The sequence below is a fragment of the Phaeovulum molybdatiresistens genome, from assembly GCF_023544865.1.
GTDB lineage: Bacteria > Pseudomonadota > Alphaproteobacteria > Rhodobacterales > Rhodobacteraceae > Pontitalea.
In genome coordinates, this window is the sequence record NZ_JAMJFX010000007.1 from 83,769 (window position 1) to 99,691 (window position 15,923).

14 protein-coding genes are annotated in these 15,923 nt (G+C 68.6%); 7 read left to right on the plus strand and 7 right to left on the minus strand.

Going from position 1 to position 15,923, the window contains the following annotated elements; genetic code table 11:
• The first annotated feature begins 6 nt into the window (after positions 1-6).
• The gene (locus MXB90_RS07145) at positions 7-363 is read left to right on the plus strand and encodes a DUF5368 domain-containing protein (protein ID WP_250042897.1); all 357 of its coding nucleotides are present in this window, start codon (positions 7-9) and stop codon (positions 361-363) included.
• A gap of 337 nt (positions 364-700) precedes the next feature.
• On the opposite strand, the gene MXB90_RS07150 is transcribed toward MXB90_RS07145, so the two are convergent.
• On the minus strand, positions 701-1,738 hold the full coding sequence (locus tag MXB90_RS07150) for a cytochrome-c peroxidase (RefSeq protein WP_250042899.1): 1,038 nt from the start codon (positions 1,736-1,738) through the stop codon (positions 701-703).
• Positions 1,739-1,902: 164 nt separating this feature from the next.
• On the opposite strand from MXB90_RS07150, the gene speB reads away from it, so the two are divergent.
• The 5 genes from speB to MXB90_RS07175 all read left to right on the plus strand — a co-directional run bounded on the left by speB (position 1,903) and on the right by MXB90_RS07175 (position 6,420).
• The gene (speB, locus tag MXB90_RS07155; protein ID WP_250042901.1) at positions 1,903-2,877 is read left to right on the plus strand and encodes an agmatinase; all 975 of its coding nucleotides are present in this window, start codon (positions 1,903-1,905) and stop codon (positions 2,875-2,877) included.
• Positions 2,874-3,314 carry a DUF1499 domain-containing protein gene (locus MXB90_RS07160; protein ID WP_250042904.1) on the plus strand — a complete coding sequence of 147 codons (441 nt, stop codon included), beginning with the start codon at positions 2,874-2,876 and terminating at the stop codon, positions 3,312-3,314. The genes speB and MXB90_RS07160 overlap by 4 nt, the downstream gene beginning before the upstream one ends.
• Before the next feature lie 125 nt (positions 3,315-3,439).
• Positions 3,440-4,495 (plus strand): peptide chain release factor 1, encoded by a 1,056-nt coding sequence (prfA, locus tag MXB90_RS07165; RefSeq protein ID WP_250042906.1) that lies wholly within the window; start codon positions 3,440-3,442, stop codon positions 4,493-4,495.
• A gap of 4 nt (positions 4,496-4,499) precedes the next feature.
• Positions 4,500-5,396 (plus strand): peptide chain release factor N(5)-glutamine methyltransferase, encoded by an 897-nt coding sequence (gene prmC / locus MXB90_RS07170; protein WP_250042908.1) that lies wholly within the window; start codon positions 4,500-4,502, stop codon positions 5,394-5,396.
• Between the two features lie 205 nt (positions 5,397-5,601).
• The gene (locus MXB90_RS07175; RefSeq protein WP_250042911.1) at positions 5,602-6,420 is read left to right on the plus strand and encodes a DUF4167 domain-containing protein; all 819 of its coding nucleotides are present in this window, start codon (positions 5,602-5,604) and stop codon (positions 6,418-6,420) included.
• 106 nt (positions 6,421-6,526) lie between these two features.
• On the opposite strand, the gene rsmA is transcribed toward MXB90_RS07175, so the two are convergent.
• The 6 genes from rsmA to lptF are packed head-to-tail and all read right to left on the minus strand — an operon-like array spanning position 6,527 to position 14,260.
• On the minus strand, positions 6,527-7,375 hold the full coding sequence (gene rsmA, locus MXB90_RS07180; RefSeq protein WP_250042913.1) for a 16S rRNA (adenine(1518)-N(6)/adenine(1519)-N(6))-dimethyltransferase RsmA: 849 nt from the start codon (positions 7,373-7,375) through the stop codon (positions 6,527-6,529).
• 53 nt (positions 7,376-7,428) lie between these two features.
• The gene (gene pdxA / locus MXB90_RS07185; RefSeq protein ID WP_250042917.1) at positions 7,429-8,412 is read right to left on the minus strand and encodes a 4-hydroxythreonine-4-phosphate dehydrogenase PdxA; all 984 of its coding nucleotides are present in this window, start codon (positions 8,410-8,412) and stop codon (positions 7,429-7,431) included.
• A 22-nt stretch (positions 8,413-8,434) separates the two neighbouring features.
• Positions 8,435-9,676, minus strand: a complete 1,242-nt coding sequence (locus tag MXB90_RS07190; protein ID WP_250042918.1) for a peptidylprolyl isomerase — start codon at positions 9,674-9,676, stop codon at positions 8,435-8,437.
• A gap of 38 nt (positions 9,677-9,714) precedes the next feature.
• The gene (locus tag MXB90_RS07195; RefSeq protein WP_250042921.1) at positions 9,715-12,009 is read right to left on the minus strand and encodes an LPS-assembly protein LptD; all 2,295 of its coding nucleotides are present in this window, start codon (positions 12,007-12,009) and stop codon (positions 9,715-9,717) included.
• Complete coding sequence (gene lptG, locus MXB90_RS07200) at positions 12,009-13,127, minus strand: LPS export ABC transporter permease LptG (protein ID WP_250042923.1); 1,119 nt, start codon at positions 13,125-13,127, stop codon at positions 12,009-12,011. Before lptG ends, MXB90_RS07195 begins: the two co-directional genes overlap by 1 nt.
• Positions 13,124-14,260 carry an LPS export ABC transporter permease LptF gene (gene lptF, locus MXB90_RS07205; RefSeq protein ID WP_250042925.1) on the minus strand — a complete coding sequence of 379 codons (1,137 nt, stop codon included), beginning with the start codon at positions 14,258-14,260 and terminating at the stop codon, positions 13,124-13,126. Before lptF ends, lptG begins: the two co-directional genes overlap by 4 nt.
• 199 nt (positions 14,261-14,459) lie before the next feature.
• Here lptF and MXB90_RS07210 point away from each other — a divergent pair, with 199 nt between their 5' ends.
• Positions 14,460-15,923 carry a leucyl aminopeptidase gene (locus MXB90_RS07210; protein WP_250042927.1) on the plus strand — a complete coding sequence of 488 codons (1,464 nt, stop codon included), beginning with the start codon at positions 14,460-14,462 and terminating at the stop codon, positions 15,921-15,923.

Below are 15,923 nucleotides of genomic sequence, written 5' to 3' on the forward strand. Positions count from 1 at the left end.
CGGACCATGAAGGAACTTACACTTGGCATGTTGCTGGCCGTCTTCGAGGAAATCTTCGGGCGCGGCCTGTTCTGGACCATGGTCGCGGTGGCGGCGGTGGTGACGGTGCTTTACCTTTATGTGCTGATCCGCGACCGGCACATGTCGGCGCGCAAATTCCTGCTGGCGCAGCTGTTCATGCCGGTGGGGGCAATCGCGGCGGTGGTTTTCGTGCAAAAGGTCACGAATTCCGGCTTTGGCGACATTGGCGGGCCGATCGACTGGCTGGTGTTGCTGGGCGTGGCGGCGGCGGGGGCCATCGGGCTTGCGATCCTGGTCTATACCGCGCAGGCCCTGTTCACCGGCAAGCGCACCCAACCCTGAGGCGGCGCGGCTTTCGTCGCCCGCAAGATGCGATCGAACCGGCGCCCCTTCGGGCGCCGGTTTTTTCATGCGCAGGCGTCCTGCACGGATGTCCGGGTGCGGGGGCAGAGGACGGGGACAGGGGGCAGGGGCGGGGTGCGGCCGCTGACGACACATTGGGGTGGCACGCAGACCTTTGCGCCAAAGGGTGCCGCTGCGCCAAACGCAAAGGCACACCGGATAGGGTGACGCCACAAACACAAAGGGCGCGGATTTCCCGCGCCCTTTTACCACGATACTCGTTATCTTAACCGTCTTACTCGTTACAAAACTTATACGACTTGGTCAGACCCGCGGATCACATATCCTCGGGCTTGGGCGTCGCGGCGGTGCGCACCGGCAGCGTCGGATGCACGACCTCCGGCTGTTCGCCCGTCAGCGTGCCCAGGAAGGCGACGATATCGTCGATCTCCGCGTCGGTCAGCTCGGCGCCCAGCTGCGAGTTGGCCATGATCGCCACGGCTTCCGTCAGATCCCACACATTGCCCGAGTGGAAATAGGGCGCGGTGATGGCGATGTTGCGCAGGGGTGCTGCGCGGAACACATAGTCGTCGCCCGCGGTCTCGGTCACAGCAAAACGACCCTTGTCGCCTTCGGGCAGCACGCTGGCACCGGGCTTTTCAACCACGCCGAAGGGATAGTAATCCTGACCGCCAAAGTTGATCCCGGCGTGGCAAGACGCACAGCCCGTATCGACAAACAGCTGCAGACCGTTCTTTTCCTGATCGCTCAGCGCGCCGTCCTGGCCCATCAGGAACTGGTCAAAGCGTGAATTCGGCGTGATCAGCGTGGCTTCGAACGCCTCGATCGCCTTGGCGAAGTTGTCGAAGGTCACCGGGTCTTCTTCACCGGGGAACGAGGTCTGGAAGGCCTCGACATAGGCGGGCATGGATTTCAGCGTCGCGACCACATTCTCGGGGGTGTTGTTCATTTCAACCCCGGCCTGGACCGGACCCTTGGCCTGTTCGGCCAGGTCGGGCGCGCGGCCATCCCAGAACTGGGCGACGTTGAACACCGCGTTCAGCATGGTGGGCGCGTTGCGCGGGCCCTTTTGCCAGCCGTGACCGATCGACACCTCAAGCCCGTCGATGCCGCCCATGCCGACGTTGTGGCAGGTCTGGCAGGAAAACAGGCCCGATTTCGACATGCGCGGATCGAAGAACAGCATCGCGCCAAGATCGACCCGATCGCGCGAGATGATATTGCCTTCCAGCATCGGCGCCTGCAGCGGGATCGCCTCGAACAGATCCTTGGCCGTGTCGCGCAGCGCGGCGTCATCGGCAAAGACCGGCCCGGCCAGGGCCAGTGTGGCAAGTGGGGCTAGCAACCGTTTCATCGTGAGTCCCTTTCAATCGATGTAGACTAATTCTAATTTCACCGCATCGTGATCGACCTTGATCCAGATCAGATTTGACCTTGGTCAACCTGCGACATCCTGTCCACTGCCGCTTGACCTTGGCCGCGCGCCGGGCAAGGCTGGGGCCAAAGCCGGGGGGTGCGATGGCGCTGGAAGATGCGAAAAATCAGGTAGATATGGCCTTCACGCGGACAGATCCGCGCGGGCTTGCCTTTGAAAACGCCTTTGGCGGCGCGACCAGTTTCCTGCGTCGGCGCTATACCAAAGATCTATCTGGCGTAGACCTTGTGATCACCGGCGTGCCCTTTGATCAGGCCGTCACCCACCGCCCCGGCACCCGTTTCGGCCCCCGCGCCATCCGCGAGGCATCGGCCCTGCAGGCCTTCGATGCGCCCTATGGCTGGTGCTATGATCCGCTTTCCGAACTGACGGTGGTGGATTATGGCGATCTGGCCTTCGATTATGCCCATACCGCCAGCTTTCCCGACCGGGTGACCGACCATATCCGCACGATCCTGGCGGCGGGGGCGGGCACGGTCACGCTGGGGGGCGATCACTTCATCACCCTGCCGATCCTGCGCGCCTATGCCGAACGGTTCGGGCCGATCGCGCTGATCCAGTTTGACGCCCATTCCGATACCTGGGTCGATGACGACATGTCGCGCATCGACCACGGCACATTTCTTTACAAGGGGATCCGCACCGGGCTGGTCGATCCCGCCGCGACCGTCTCGGTCGGGATCCGCACCGACAACCCCGACACGCTGGGCGTGACCATCCTCGATGCGCCCTTCGTGCATCAGGCGGGCGTGGCCGAAACCGTCGCGCGCATCCGCGCCGTGGTGGGGGACCGGCCCTGCTACATCACCTTCGACATCGATTGCCTTGACCCCGCCTTCGCGCCTGGCACCGGCACCCCGGTTTGGGGCGGGCTGGCCAGCTGGCAGGCGGCGGCGATCCTGCGGGGGCTGGCGGGGATCATGCTTCTGGGCGGCGATGTGGTCGAGGTGTCGCCCCCCTATGACAGCACCGGCGCCACCGCCATCGCGGGCGCCCATGTCGCCACCGAACTGATCGCGCTTTATGGCTGGACCCGGCGGCAGGGAGCGGGCGGATGAAGATCGCGGGGCTGCTTCTTGTCGCGCTGGTGCTGGCGGGCGCCGCCTGGGTGCGGCTGGCCCCGTCTGATCCGGCCCGCTGGCATGTCGATCCGCAAACCACGACGGACCCTGGCCGCCCCAATTTCGCGCGCCTGGACCCCGGCCAGATCACCGCACCGCTGCCTGCCCCCGATCTGGCCGCCCGGGTTCAGGCCGCGATGCTGGCGCTGCCGCGCACCCGGCTGCTGGCGGGGTCCGCAGCCGAAGGGCACATGACCTTCCTGACCCGCTCGGCGATCTGGGGCTTTCCCGATTATACCTCGATCCGGGTGCTGCCCACGCGCGACGGCGCCACGCTGGCCGCCTTCGCGCGCGCCCGCTTTGGCCATTCCGACCTTGGGGTGAATGCCGCGCGCCTTGACACCTTGCGCCGCGCGCTTGTTCGCCCCAGATAACCCGCACCCCTTCGGCTTTGCCGAAATATCCCGGGGGGAAAGCGGCCGCGGGCCGCTTGGGGGGCAGCGCCCCCCGCGCGCTTGCCACCCTTGACCCCGCCCAAAACACAGGCCAAACCGCCCCCATGTTGCCGCAAGAGAAACTCGACCAGATCCTCGCCCGTTTCGAGTACCTCGAAGCGCGCCTGTCCGCGGGGGCCACGCCCGCCGAAATTGCCCGTATCAGCCGGGAATATTCCGACCTCAAGCCCGTCGTGACACAGATCGCGGCCTGGCGTCAGGCGCGTGCTGATCTGGCCGAGGCCGAGGGCTGGCTGGCCGATCCGGAAATGCGCGAACTGGCCGAGGATGAACTGCCCCGCCTCAAGGCCCGCATCCCGGACATGGAACAGGCCCTGCGCCTGGCGCTTTTGCCCAAGGACGCCGCCGATGCGCGCCCCGCGATCCTGGAAATCCGCCCCGGCACGGGCGGCGAAGAGGCCGCGTTGTTCGCCGGTGATCTGTTGCGCATGTATCAGCGCCATGCCGAACAGCAGGGCTGGTCGTTTCAGCTTCTGGACCTGACCCAGACCGAACTGGGTGGCGTCAAGGAAGCCACCGCCCGGATCGAGGGCGAGGGCGTCTTTGCCCGGCTGAAATACGAATCCGGCGTGCACCGCGTGCAGCGCGTGCCTGAAACCGAGGCGGGCGGGCGCATCCACACCTCGGCCGCGACGGTGGCGGTGCTGCCCGAGGCCGAAGAGGTCGATATCGACATCCCCGCCGCCGATATCCGCATCGACACGATGCGTTCCTCGGGCGCGGGCGGCCAGCACGTGAACACTACCGATTCGGCGGTGCGCATCACCCACCTGCCCACCGGGATCGTTGTGACCAGCTCGGAAAAGTCCCAGCATCAGAACCGCGCCAATGCGATGGCGGTGCTGCGCGCGCGGCTTTACGACATGGAACGCGACCGGCTGGCCAGCGAACGCGCCGAAAACCGCAAGTCGCAGGTCGGCTCGGGCGACCGCTCCGAACGCATCCGCACCTACAACTTTCCGCAAGGGCGCCTGACCGATCACCGCATCAACCTGACGCTTTATGCGCTGGGGCAGGTCATGGATGGCGATCTGGGCGCGGTGATCGATGCGCTGGTGGCCCATGACCAGGCCGCGAAACTGGCGCAGATGGAGGGGTGATTCCGTGGCGCAAGACCCCAGCGCGGCCCGATCAAACGCCGCCCCTTTTACCGTTGCCGAGGCCCTGCGCAACGCCATCGCGCAGCTGAAGGCGGCGGGCATTGACAGCGCTGCGGGCGACGCGCGCCGGCTTCTGGCCCATGCGATGGGGATCGGCGCCGACCGGCTGACGCTGCATCTGCCCGATGCGCTGGACCCGGGCCCGGCGGCGGCCTTCGCGACGGCGATCGCGGCGCGCTGCGCCCGCCAGCCGGTCAGCCAGATCACCGGCAGCCGCAGCTTTTGGGGCCGCGATTACCGCGTCACCCGCGACACGCTGGACCCGCGCCCGGAAACCGAAACGCTGGTGGCGCTGGCGCTGCAACAGCCTTTCGCGCGGGTGCTGGATCTGGGCACCGGCACCGGCTGCATCCTGCTGACGCTGCTGGCCGAACGGCCCGCCGCACGCGGGCTTGGGGTTGATCTGTCGCCCGCAGCGCTTGAGGTGGCGCGCGACAATGCCGCCGGCCTGGGCCTTGGGGACCGCGCGGAATTCGCCCTGTCGGACTGGTTTTCCGCCATCCGCGGCCAGTTCGACCTGATCGTGTCGAACCCGCCCTATATCGCCGCAGAGGAAATGCCCGACCTTTCCCCCGAGGTGCGTGACTGGGAACCGCATCTGGCGCTGTCGCCGGGCGGTGACGGGCTGGACCCCTACCGCATCATCGCCGCCGGCGCGGGCGCGCATCTGGCGCCGGGCGGGCGGATCGCGGTGGAAATCGGCCCCAGCCAGGGCGCGGCGGTGGCGGGATTTTTCCGCGCCGCAGGGCTTGAACAGGTGCGCGTGCATCCCGATCTTGATGGCAGGGACCGGGTTGTTTCGGCCCAATGCGCGCAATTTGCCGATAGTTGTGGCAAATAGCTGCCAAAATTCGCGGCGTTGCGGCGATTCTCACTTGTCAGGCCGCGCGCGCCATGATTAGTCAGTCGCGCGCTGGTTGGAAAAGGCTCCGCCGCGCGGCTCAGCTTCATATTGCGGGTCTTGTGTTCCGGGGCGTCTTGCGGCGCATCGGAACGGGACCGGCACAGGCCACGATCCCGTCAGGGGTCAAGACACACGAAAGCACATGAGATCATCCAAATCCCGTTCGCGTTCCAAGTCGAACCGCCAGCGCACGATCGGCAACATCATCAACCGGGTGTTTGACAGTTCCGGCCCCGAGGGGAAGGTGCGCGGCACGCCGCAGCAGATCATTGACAAATACCTGATGCTGGCGCGCGATGCCCAGCTGTCCAACGATCGCGTGGCCGAGCAGAATTTCCTGCAGCACGCGGAACATTACACCCGCATGCTGGGCGAGGCGCAGCGCGAAATGGCGCGCGAACAGGAAGCCCGCCAGCAGCATCAGGGTCAGCAGACTCAGGGCCAGTATGGCCAGGGTCAGCAGAATGGCCACGGTCAGCAGGGTCAGGGTCAGCAGGGCGGCAATGGCCACGGCCAGCCGCAGCAGGGCGGCCACCCCGCCCGCGACCGGGCCGAGCCGCGCCACGGCGAGGATCAGCCCGATCTTGCCGCGGATACCGCAGATCTTGCCCCGGTGATCGAGGCGACCGAGGAAGACCGCTCGAATCTGGTGGAAACCCCCGAAAGCCGCCCGGCCCGTCCGCGCCGCGAACCGCGCCCGCCGCGTGGCGAGCGTCCGAAGGACGGCGCGCGCCATGCGCAAGCCGCTGCCGAGGCCGCTGCCGATGCGCCCGCCGCGCCAGCTGCTGCGGAACCGGCCCCGGCCCAGCCCGCGGCTGAGGCCGATGCGCCGGCTGCCGCCGCGAAACCCGGGAAATCTGGTGACAAGCCCGCCGCCCAGCGCAGCCGCAGCCCGCGCAAGCCGCGCGGCGAAGCCAAGCCCGTGCAGCCCGCCCCGGGCGAGGCCCCGGCGGTCGAATGACAGGCCGCTGACCGGGTCCGGTCGGTCGCAGGAAACAGCAAGGCCGCGCCCCGGGGGCGCGGCCTTTGTCATTGGGTCATCGGACGGGCGCGGGGCGCGCGCGCGCTCAGCCCTGCGCCGCCGCGATCACCCGGGCCAGCGCGCAGAATCGTTCCAGGCTGATTTCCTCGGCCCGGGCGGTGGGGGCGATGCCGGCCGCGTCCAGCTTGGCCTCGATATCCGGCGCCACACCCTTCAGCGAGGCGCGCAGCATCTTGCGGCGCTGGTTGAAGCCCGCGGCCACCACCCGGCTAAGGATCGCGGCATCGGCGGGATAGCGCGGTTCGGGCAGGGCGGTCAGGCGCACCACGGCGGAATGGACCTTGGGCGCGGGCACGAAGGCCTCGGGCGGCAGGGTCATCACGATCTTCGCTTCGGCCCGCCATTGCGCCAGGATCGCCAGCCGGCCATAGGCCTTGGACCCGGGTTGGGCGACGATGCGTTCGGCCACCTCTTTTTGAAACATCAGCGTCAGGCTGTCCCAGAAGGGCGGCCAGTCGCGCGGGGTCAGCCAGCGCACCAGCAATTCGGTGCCCACGTTATAGGGCAGGTTAGCGACGATCTTGATCGGCGGGGTCAGATGCGCCAGCACGTCCACCGCCAGCGCATCGCCGTGGATCACCTGCAACCGGCCCGGATAGGCGGCGGCGATCTGGTCCAGCGCGGGCAGGCAGCGTTCGTCCTTTTCCACCGCCAGCACGCGGCGCGCCCCCTCGGCCAGAAGCCCGCGGGTCAGGCCGCCGGGGCCGGGCCCTACCTCCAGCACATCGGCGCCAGTCAGATCGCCCGCCGCCCGCGCGATCTTGGCCGTCAGGTTCAGATCCAGCAAAAAGTTCTGGCCCAGTTGCTTTTTCGCGATCAGCCCGTGGGTATTGATCACCTCGCGCAGCGGGGGCAGGCCGTCGATCGCAGTCATGCTGGCACTCCTGTTGTCGCTTGGGCAATAGGGCAAGCGGTGGCCAAGGGCAACTAGCGCGCCCGGGCCGCGCCCATGCTGGCGGCCATTTTCAGCGCCGCGATCAGGCTGGCGGGGTTGGCCAGGCCGCGCCCGGCAATGTCGAAGGCCGTGCCATGATCGGGCGAGGTGCGCACGAAGGGCAGGCCCAGCGTCACGTTCACGCCGCCGTCGAAATCCAGCGTCTTGATCGGGATCAGCGCCTGATCGTGATAGGCGCAGATCGCCGCGTCATAGCGGGCGCGCGCGGCGGGGTGGAACATCGTGTCGGCGGGCAGGGGGCCGGCGATGGCATGGCCTTCGGCGCGCAGATCGGCGATCAGGGGCGCGATCCAGTCGATTTCCTCATGCCCCATCGCGCCGCCTTCGCCGGCATGGGGGTTCAGCCCCGCCACCGCAAGGCGGGGGTTTTCGATGCCGAAATCGCGGGAAAGGCCAGCCGAGGTGATTTCGACCACCTCGCGCAGCAGCGCGGGCGTGAAGGCGCGCGGCACCTGTGACAGGGGGATGTGGATCGTGGCGGGCACGACGCGAAGGCTGGGGCAGGCCAGCATCATCACCACCTTGGCCCCGCCCGCCAGATGCGCCAGATATTCGGTATGGCCCGGAAAGGCGAAACCCGCGCCATCCTGCAAGGCCTTCTTGTGGATCGGCGCGGTGGCCAGCGCCAGACCCTCGCCGCGCAGCACCAGATCGACGCCGCGCGCGATCACGTCGATCACGCCATGGGCATTGGCCGGATCGGGCTGGCCGGGCCGGGCCGCGGCGGGGAAGGGATGAGGCAACACCGGCAGCGCCGCGCCCGCATGGGACATCGCCTCGGAGGGGTGGGCAATTTCGCGGATCTTCGTGCCGCGCGGCAGATGCGCGGGATCGCCGATCCAGACAAAGGGCAACGCGGCGCGCAGGCTGTCCCAGGCCTTGGCGGCAATCTCGGGGCCGATGCCCGCAGGTTCACCGCAGGACAGGATCACGGGTCTGTCGATGCCGCCGATCATGCCCGCCCCCGCCGCCCGAAGATCAGTCCCGCCGCCGGATCACGGCCTCGGCGCGCAGATCGGCCAGATAGGCATCGGCCATCGCCGTCAGGCGGGCGTTCTGCAGCCGGTTGCGCACCGCATCGCGCGTGGGCGCCGGGGCGTCTTCGCTGGCCAGCGCCTCGCGCTTGCAAAGCATCAGGAATACCGTATCGCCGCCGCGCGTCAGGTTCGTGGACACCTCGCCGGGGTCAAGGCGGGCCAGTTCCACCGCGATATCGGCGGGGATCTGGTCTTGCGGCAGCGTGTCATGGATCAGCCGCGCTTCGGGCTGGCCCTTGACGGCGGCGAACAGATCGACACAGCCATCCACCTGCCCACGCAGGCGCGCGGCCTCGGCCAGGGCCGCGTCAGATCCCGCGCCGGGGATCAGATATTGCGCGAAGTCAAGCTGTTGCGGCGCATCTGTCACCGCGCCGCCTTCGTCAATGGCGCGCAGCATGAACACCGCGACCGCCCCGCCCAGTTCGACCGGCTGGCTGGCCTCGCCCGGGGCAAGCGCCAACAGCGTGCCGCGCAGCGCAGGCGGCAGGTTGGTCAGCGGCAGCCAGTCCAGCCGCCCGCCTTGCGCGCGTGATCCGGCGGCCGACACCTCACGCGCGGCGGCGCCAAAGGCCGCCTCGCCGCGCAGGGCCGACATCTGACGCGCCAGCGCCATCGCCTCGGCCTCGCGGCCGGGGGGGGCGGGTATGATGATTTCGGAAATCAGAACCCGCGCGCCCTTGCCGGTTTCGGCTTCGGGGGCCAGGGCGCGGTCGATATCGGCCTCGGAAATGCGGACCCGCGGCAAGAAGCGGGCGCGCACCACGTCGCGCCAGGCCAGGCCCGCCTCGACGAAATCGCGGAAGGTCTGCGCCTCGACGCCTTCCTGGCCGATCGCCTGGATGAACTGTTCGGTTGCCATGTTCGCGCGACCGGCGAATTCGGACATGCCTTCGGCCAGCGCCTCTTCGGACACGCGGATGCCTGCGCGGCGCGCCGCATCCATGCGCAGCCGGTCGTCGATCAGCGCCTTTTCCGCCTCGACCCGCAGATCGCCGGGCGCGCGCAGAACCCGCAGGAACCGCATCCGCTGGTCGATTTCATAGCCGGTGATGCCCAGATCATTGACCTGGATGATCGGGGCGAACAGATTGCCGCCCACCCCCTGCGCCGCCACGCGGTCCGCCGGAACCAGGGCCGTCAGCGCCAGAAAACCGCCAAGAAGAAAAGAAGCGCGCACCATGTCTTCGTCCGTCCGTCGTCCGTTCCTGCCCGATCCGCCTAGCGCAGACAGCTGCGCCGGGCGCGGTCGATGGTGTCGCTGGTGCCAAATCCGGCCAGCTGCACCGAAAGCCCGATGTCGGTTTCGGGCTCCACACTAGAGGAGGATGTGAACCGACGCGAGAGGGAAAGATCCACGGTGACGCATTCGTTGGCATATTGCACGCCTAGGCTCGCGTTTGCCGCGCGGTCGGCGGTGAAATCGTAGCGGGTTTCCAGCCGGGTCGACCAGCCGTTGCCCCAGCGCCAGCCGCCATCGAGGGTCAGTTCCGATGTGCGGGTCGGGCGGCCCTCATCGGGGTCGGCCTCCATCCACAGATAGCCCGCGGCCAGATCGTGGCGCGCGCCGCTGGTGGCCAGGCGCAATTCGTTGCGCGTGAAGGACCAATCGTCATCCAGCAGTGCCCGGTTCGACAGCGTGATCCCCGCCGCCGTGGTCAGATGCGCCGCCATCAGCCAGTCCGACAGCCGCCCGTCAAGGCCCGATCCGGCGCTGAACTGATCCAGATCTTTCGCCCGCCAGACCCGGCCCGCCTGCACCCCGACCGACCAGCCCGCCGCATCCTGCCGCGTCCAGCCGATGCCAAGGTTCGCGCGCAGGCCCCGTTCGCGCATGTCCGCGCCCGGGAAACGCGACAGCGAAAACAGGTTGCCTTCGTCGAATTCGACCAGAAGGCTGTCGTCATTGGGCACGGGGGTCAGGCTGTCGCGGCTCCAGATCAGCTGGACGACGGGTTCGATCACATCTGTTGCGCTGCCCGCGCTGCGCAGCCAGGGCCAGCGCAGTTCCACCGCCGCCGTGGGCAGGGCGCGGAAGGTGGACCCGTTCATGTCCGGGTCCAGGTCCTGGCTGATGCGGTAGGCATCCAGCGCCAGTTCCCCCTGCGCCGCGGCCAGAATACCCCCGCCCAGCTGCCAGTTGCGCCGCCAGTCCGCCACCAGCGAGGCGCGCACCATGTCGCGCCCGTCGGGCAGGCTGTCTTCATCCGGCCCGTCCGCCAGCAGGTTCGAGGCGCGTTCATGGGCATGAACCTCGGCGGTGACGCTCAGTTCACCGCCGATGGCGCGGGGGCGGTAGATGCGCGTCCATTTCAGATCGCCCGCCAGCGAGGGCTGGGTCTGGTCCGTCTCGCCGTCGCGCAGCGTATGGGTATGGCCCGCCCGGCCCCAGATCATGCGGTCGGCGCGCACCCGGTCCACCGTCATGCCCGACCACAGCCGGTCATCCTCGGTGATGTCATAGTTCAGCAGATAGGACCGGTCCGAGGTCAGCCGCAGCGTCACCCCCAGCCGATAGTCGCGCGGCAGAAAAAACACTCCGTCGCCAAACAGATAGCCCCGGGTCTCGCCCTCGCGGATGTCGTCGCGCGTCACCGCGCCGTCCAGCACGAAGGCGCCCTGGCGCAGCGCCTGGCGATAGCGCAGGCCCAGCGTGCGCGTCCATGAGGTGGCGACATAGGGCGTCACCGTCAGATCGGCGGCCTCCCCCAGCGGGAAGAAATAGGGCAGCTTGATTCCGGTGCCCAGGCTGGATGTGGTGCGTAGCGTGGGCCGCAGCAGGCCGCGCATGCGTTCCACCGTGGGGTCGGGCATGCGCAGATGCGGCAGATACATCAGCGGCACCCCGGCGGCCCGGAACTGCGCGCCGGTAAAGCGGATCTGCCGGGTTTCGGCATCATGGGTCACGCGGCGGGCGCGGATTTCCCACAGCGGCGTGGGCCGGTCGGCACAGATCTGGCACGATGAGGCCACGACCTGGTCAAGATGGGTGTAGCGCCCGGCCTCGCGCCGGATCGAATTGGCCGCCATCTGCAATTCGCGCGCCAGCACCAGTCGCGCGCCCGTCAGAATGCCATCGCGCAGATCGGCCGACAGCTGCGCCTGATCGGCCAGCACGATCGCACCGCGCTGGCCCGGCTCGGTCAGGCGGATCGGGCCCGCGATGGTCAATTGCTCGGTGGATCGGTCATAGACGATGCGCGTGGCGGTCAGCCGGCTGCCGCGAAAGAACACTTCGACCGTGCCTTCGGCGGTGATCCGGTCGTCGCCGGTCAGGATGACGCGATCGGCCAGCAGCGTCGCCGGTGTCTCGGCGGTGGCAAGGGCCGGGGCCGGTGTGGCCAGGTTCTGCGCGGTGGCTGGCGTGGCCAGCGGCGCCAGCGCCAGGACGGGCAGGGTGACAAGCGCCGCAAGGGATGCAATCGTCGCCAGCCGGGCCCGGGCGGGCCACTGGGCGGGCAGGGGGACGATCCGCCCCCGGGGGGCGGGCTTTCGCATCGGGTGGATCTTTGCCATCAGCCTTCCTCCAGATGCAGGATCAGTGCCAGCGCCAGCATCAGCGCCGCGACCGGCGTTGCCCAGGCCGCCAGCGCCACCGGGATCTGCCCGTTGTCGCCCAGAACCTGCGCCATGTTGCGCAGGAAGAATACCGCCATGCCCGCGCCAAGCGCCAGCAGCACCATCATCCCCGACCGGCCCATCCGCGCATAGCGCATGGTGAAGCCCGCCGCGATCAGCACCATCGCCGCCAGCATCAGCGGCAGCGCCAGTTCCATCTGGAACCACACCATATGCCGGCGCGCCGAAAAGCCCGCATCCTCCAGCCCCGCGATGAAGGCGGGCAGATCCCAGATCGGGATCGCATTGGGCGTGCCAAAGCTGTCGCGGATGCGATCGGCCGTCAGATCCGAGGGCAGGCGCAACGTGGGCATGGTGGTGGCGGCGCGCTCGGGGTTCTGCGCGCCCTCCAGCGGCCAGTCCTTGACGTCGCGCAGATCCCAGGCGCCCGCAACCAGCGCGGCCTCGGCGGCGGCGATGCGGCGGATCGGGCCGCGGTCGGGGCCAAAGATCAGGAAGGTCACATCATAAAGCCGCGTCGCATCCAGATTGGCCCGTGCCGCGCGGATCACCGCCTGGGTGTCATCGCCCGCGCCCGAGCCCTGGCGCATCCACACGCCCTCGCGCCCGATCGAGACGGTCTGCTGACCCGCGCCCCCCGCATCGGCGCGGAATTCATCCGACAGCGCCTCATAGCGCTTGGCGGTGGCCGACACGATCGGGTTGCCCGCCGCCACCGCGACCACCCCGATCAGCGCCGCCACCGTGACCGGCGCCACCAGCATCCGCAGCGCCGACCGGCCCGCGGCGCGGATCACCACCAGTTCCGAACTGCGCGCAAGGCCCAGAAACAGCACCACCCCCGACAACAGCATGATCAGCGGCAGGATCAGGTAGAAGGTCGCGGGCACGTTCAGCGCCGCCAGCAGCGCGGCATCCAGCAGGCCAAAGGTTTCGGCCTGAAAACGGCCGACCTGCTCGACCATCTCGATCAGCATCAGGATGCCCAGGAACGTCCCCCCCACCAGCGCAAAGGCCCGCAGAAACCGGCGCGCGACGTAAAACGACAGCGTCATGCCGCGCCCTCCGCCGCCCGGGACCGGCTGCGCCGCATCCGCCGGGGCGCCGCCGCGTGCCACAGCATCGCCCCCGCCAGCGCCGCGCCCACCAGCGCGGGCAGATAGGACAGCGGCCACAGCGTGGCGCGGCGCGCGATCATGTCCTCGGTCGCGTTCGACAGGAACTGCACCGCGATGATCGCCACCACCGCGATCCCGATCTGGCGCCAGACCCCGAAGCGCGAGAAACTGCCCAGCATCAGCGCCGCCACCCCCAACAGCGCCGCCACCGGCGCCAGCAGCGGCTGGGCCAAGCGGTCGTGCAATTCGACCCGGCCGGCCTGCGGCGTGCTTGCGGTCAGCGCCAGGGTCGCGGCATCGGGGGCGACCAGCCGCCAGCTTGGCAGCTCGGCCCAGCTGCGCCGTTCGCGCGTGGTCGGCGTGATCAGCCCGCCGATGTCATAGGTGAAATCGGCAAAGCGCGTCACCGCCAGACGGTTGTCGCTGGCCCGCAGCGTCTGCGCCATGCCTTCCAGCATGATCAGCTTGGGTCCCGTGGCCGACCGCACGATCAGCGCCTTTTCCGCGGTGTAGATCGTCTGCGTGCCGGGCTGGCGCGCATCGGACAGGAACAGGTCCAGCAATTCGCCCGTCGGCGCGATTTCGCGGATATAGATCGACACACCATCGGCAGGGTGCTGGAAACTGCCCTCGGACAGAAAGCGCGCGGTGACGTTTTCGGCGATCTGCGCCTGCCGGTCGGCCAGCCGCGCACGCGCCGCCGGTTCCAGCACATGCACCAGCATCGCCATCAACGCCGCCACGATCAGCCCGAACACCGCCACCGGCCGCGCCAGCCGCCAGGGCGAGGCGCCGGTGGCCTGCATCGCCACCAGTTCCGATTCCTGCGCCAGCCGGTTCACCGCATAGACCGTGGCCGCAAAGGCCGCGATCGGCAGCACCAGGCGGATGACGTAAGGCAGGGTCAGGGCGGTGAATTCCAGCACCACCCGCGCGCTTTGCCCATCCGAAATCAGCTGATCGAACAGCCGCACCGCGCGGTTGACCCAATAGACCGACACCAGCACAAGCGCAAAAAAGCCGAACAGCGCCATGAGCTGCGACAGGATATATCTGTCCAATCTCGTCAAATCCGCCAGCCCCCGGGTCTTTGGTCCTTCTGTAACGCGATGCGGCGCGCGGGGAAAGGCCGACGGGCGCCCGCTTTCCATTTTCGCCCGGCCTCGCTAGGGTCTGGCAAGACCCTGCCGACCCCCGCCCGCAGGCCCCGCCCGCAGGCGCGCGGTCGGCCCGTGCGAACAGACACCGCGTCAGAACAAAGGAACCGCCATGACCGCCCCCGTCGCGATCCGCTTCAGCCAGACCGACCCCGCCGCCTTCGCCACCCGCGAGGGGCGCATCGCGTTGCTGCATCCGGGGGGGGCGCTGTCGGCCACGGCGCGCCGGCTGGACCGGCTGATGCGCGGGGCGCTGGCGCGGGCGGCGGCGTCAGATGCCTTTGCCAAGCTCAAGCCCGGCGAATCGCTGGATCTGTCCTGGCCCGCGGGACTTGCGGCCGAAGCGGTGCAGCTGATCGCCCTGCCGCGCCGCGCCACCCCGGCCGAGGCGCGCAAGGCCGGTGCCGCCGTGGGCCGCGCGCTGGGGCCCAAGGGCGCGCTGGTGATCGCCGAGGCCCATCCCCGCGCCGCCGACGTGGCCTTTGGCCTGGCGCTGCGCGCCTACAGCTTCGATTATCACACCAAACCGAAAGAGGCGCCGGGCCCGGTCGAGGTGATGGCCGCCAAGCCCGAACCGCTGGCCGCGCGCGCCGCCCCCCATGCCGCCCTGGCCGAGGGCGTGTTCTTCACCCGCGATCTGGTCAATGAACCGGCCAATATCCTGACCACCACCGATTTCGCCGCGCGTCTGGCGGCGATGCACGAACTGGGCCTTGAGGTCGAGATCCTGGATGAGGCGGAACTCGACATGCTGGGCATGCGCGCGCTTTTGGGTGTGGGGCAGGGCTCGGACAGCCCGTCCAAGGTTGTGGTGATGCAGTGGAAGGGCGGCAAACCCGATCAGGCGCCGCTGGCGCTGGTGGGCAAGGGCGTGGTCTTTGACACCGGGGGCATTTCCATCAAACCCGCCGCCGGCATGGAAGAGATGACGATGGACATGGGCGGTGCGGGCGTGGTCGCGGGCGTCATGCGCACATTGGCGCTGCGCAAGGCGCGCGCCAATGTGGTGGGGCTTGTGGGGCTTGTGGAAAACATGCCCGACGGGCGCGCGCAACGCCCCGGCGACATCGTGAAATCGATGAAGGGCGACACGATCGAGGTGATCAACACCGATGCCGAGGGGCGGCTCGTGCTGGCCGATGTGCTGTGGTATGCGCAAGACCGCTTCAAGCCCGCCGCGGTGATCGATCTGGCGACGCTGACCGGGGCGATCATCATCGCGCTTGGGCATGAAAACGCCGGGGTGTTCAGCAATGACGACGCGCTGGCGCAGGATCTGCTGAAGGCCGCCGCCGCCGAGGGCGAGGGCGCCTGGCGGATGCCGCTGGCGCCGGCCTATGATGCGCTGATCAAATCGCGCCTGGCCGATATGAAGAACACCGGCGGACGGCCCGCGGGCTCGATCACCGCGGCCGAATTCCTGCACCGCTTCATCCAGGACGGCACGCCTTGGGCGCATATCGACATCGCGGGCGTCGCCCTGCCGCCCACGGAAACCACGCTGGCGCCGAAAGGGGCGACGGGCTGGGGGGTGATGACGCTGGACCGGCTGATCCGCGACCGCTTCGAGGGCTGA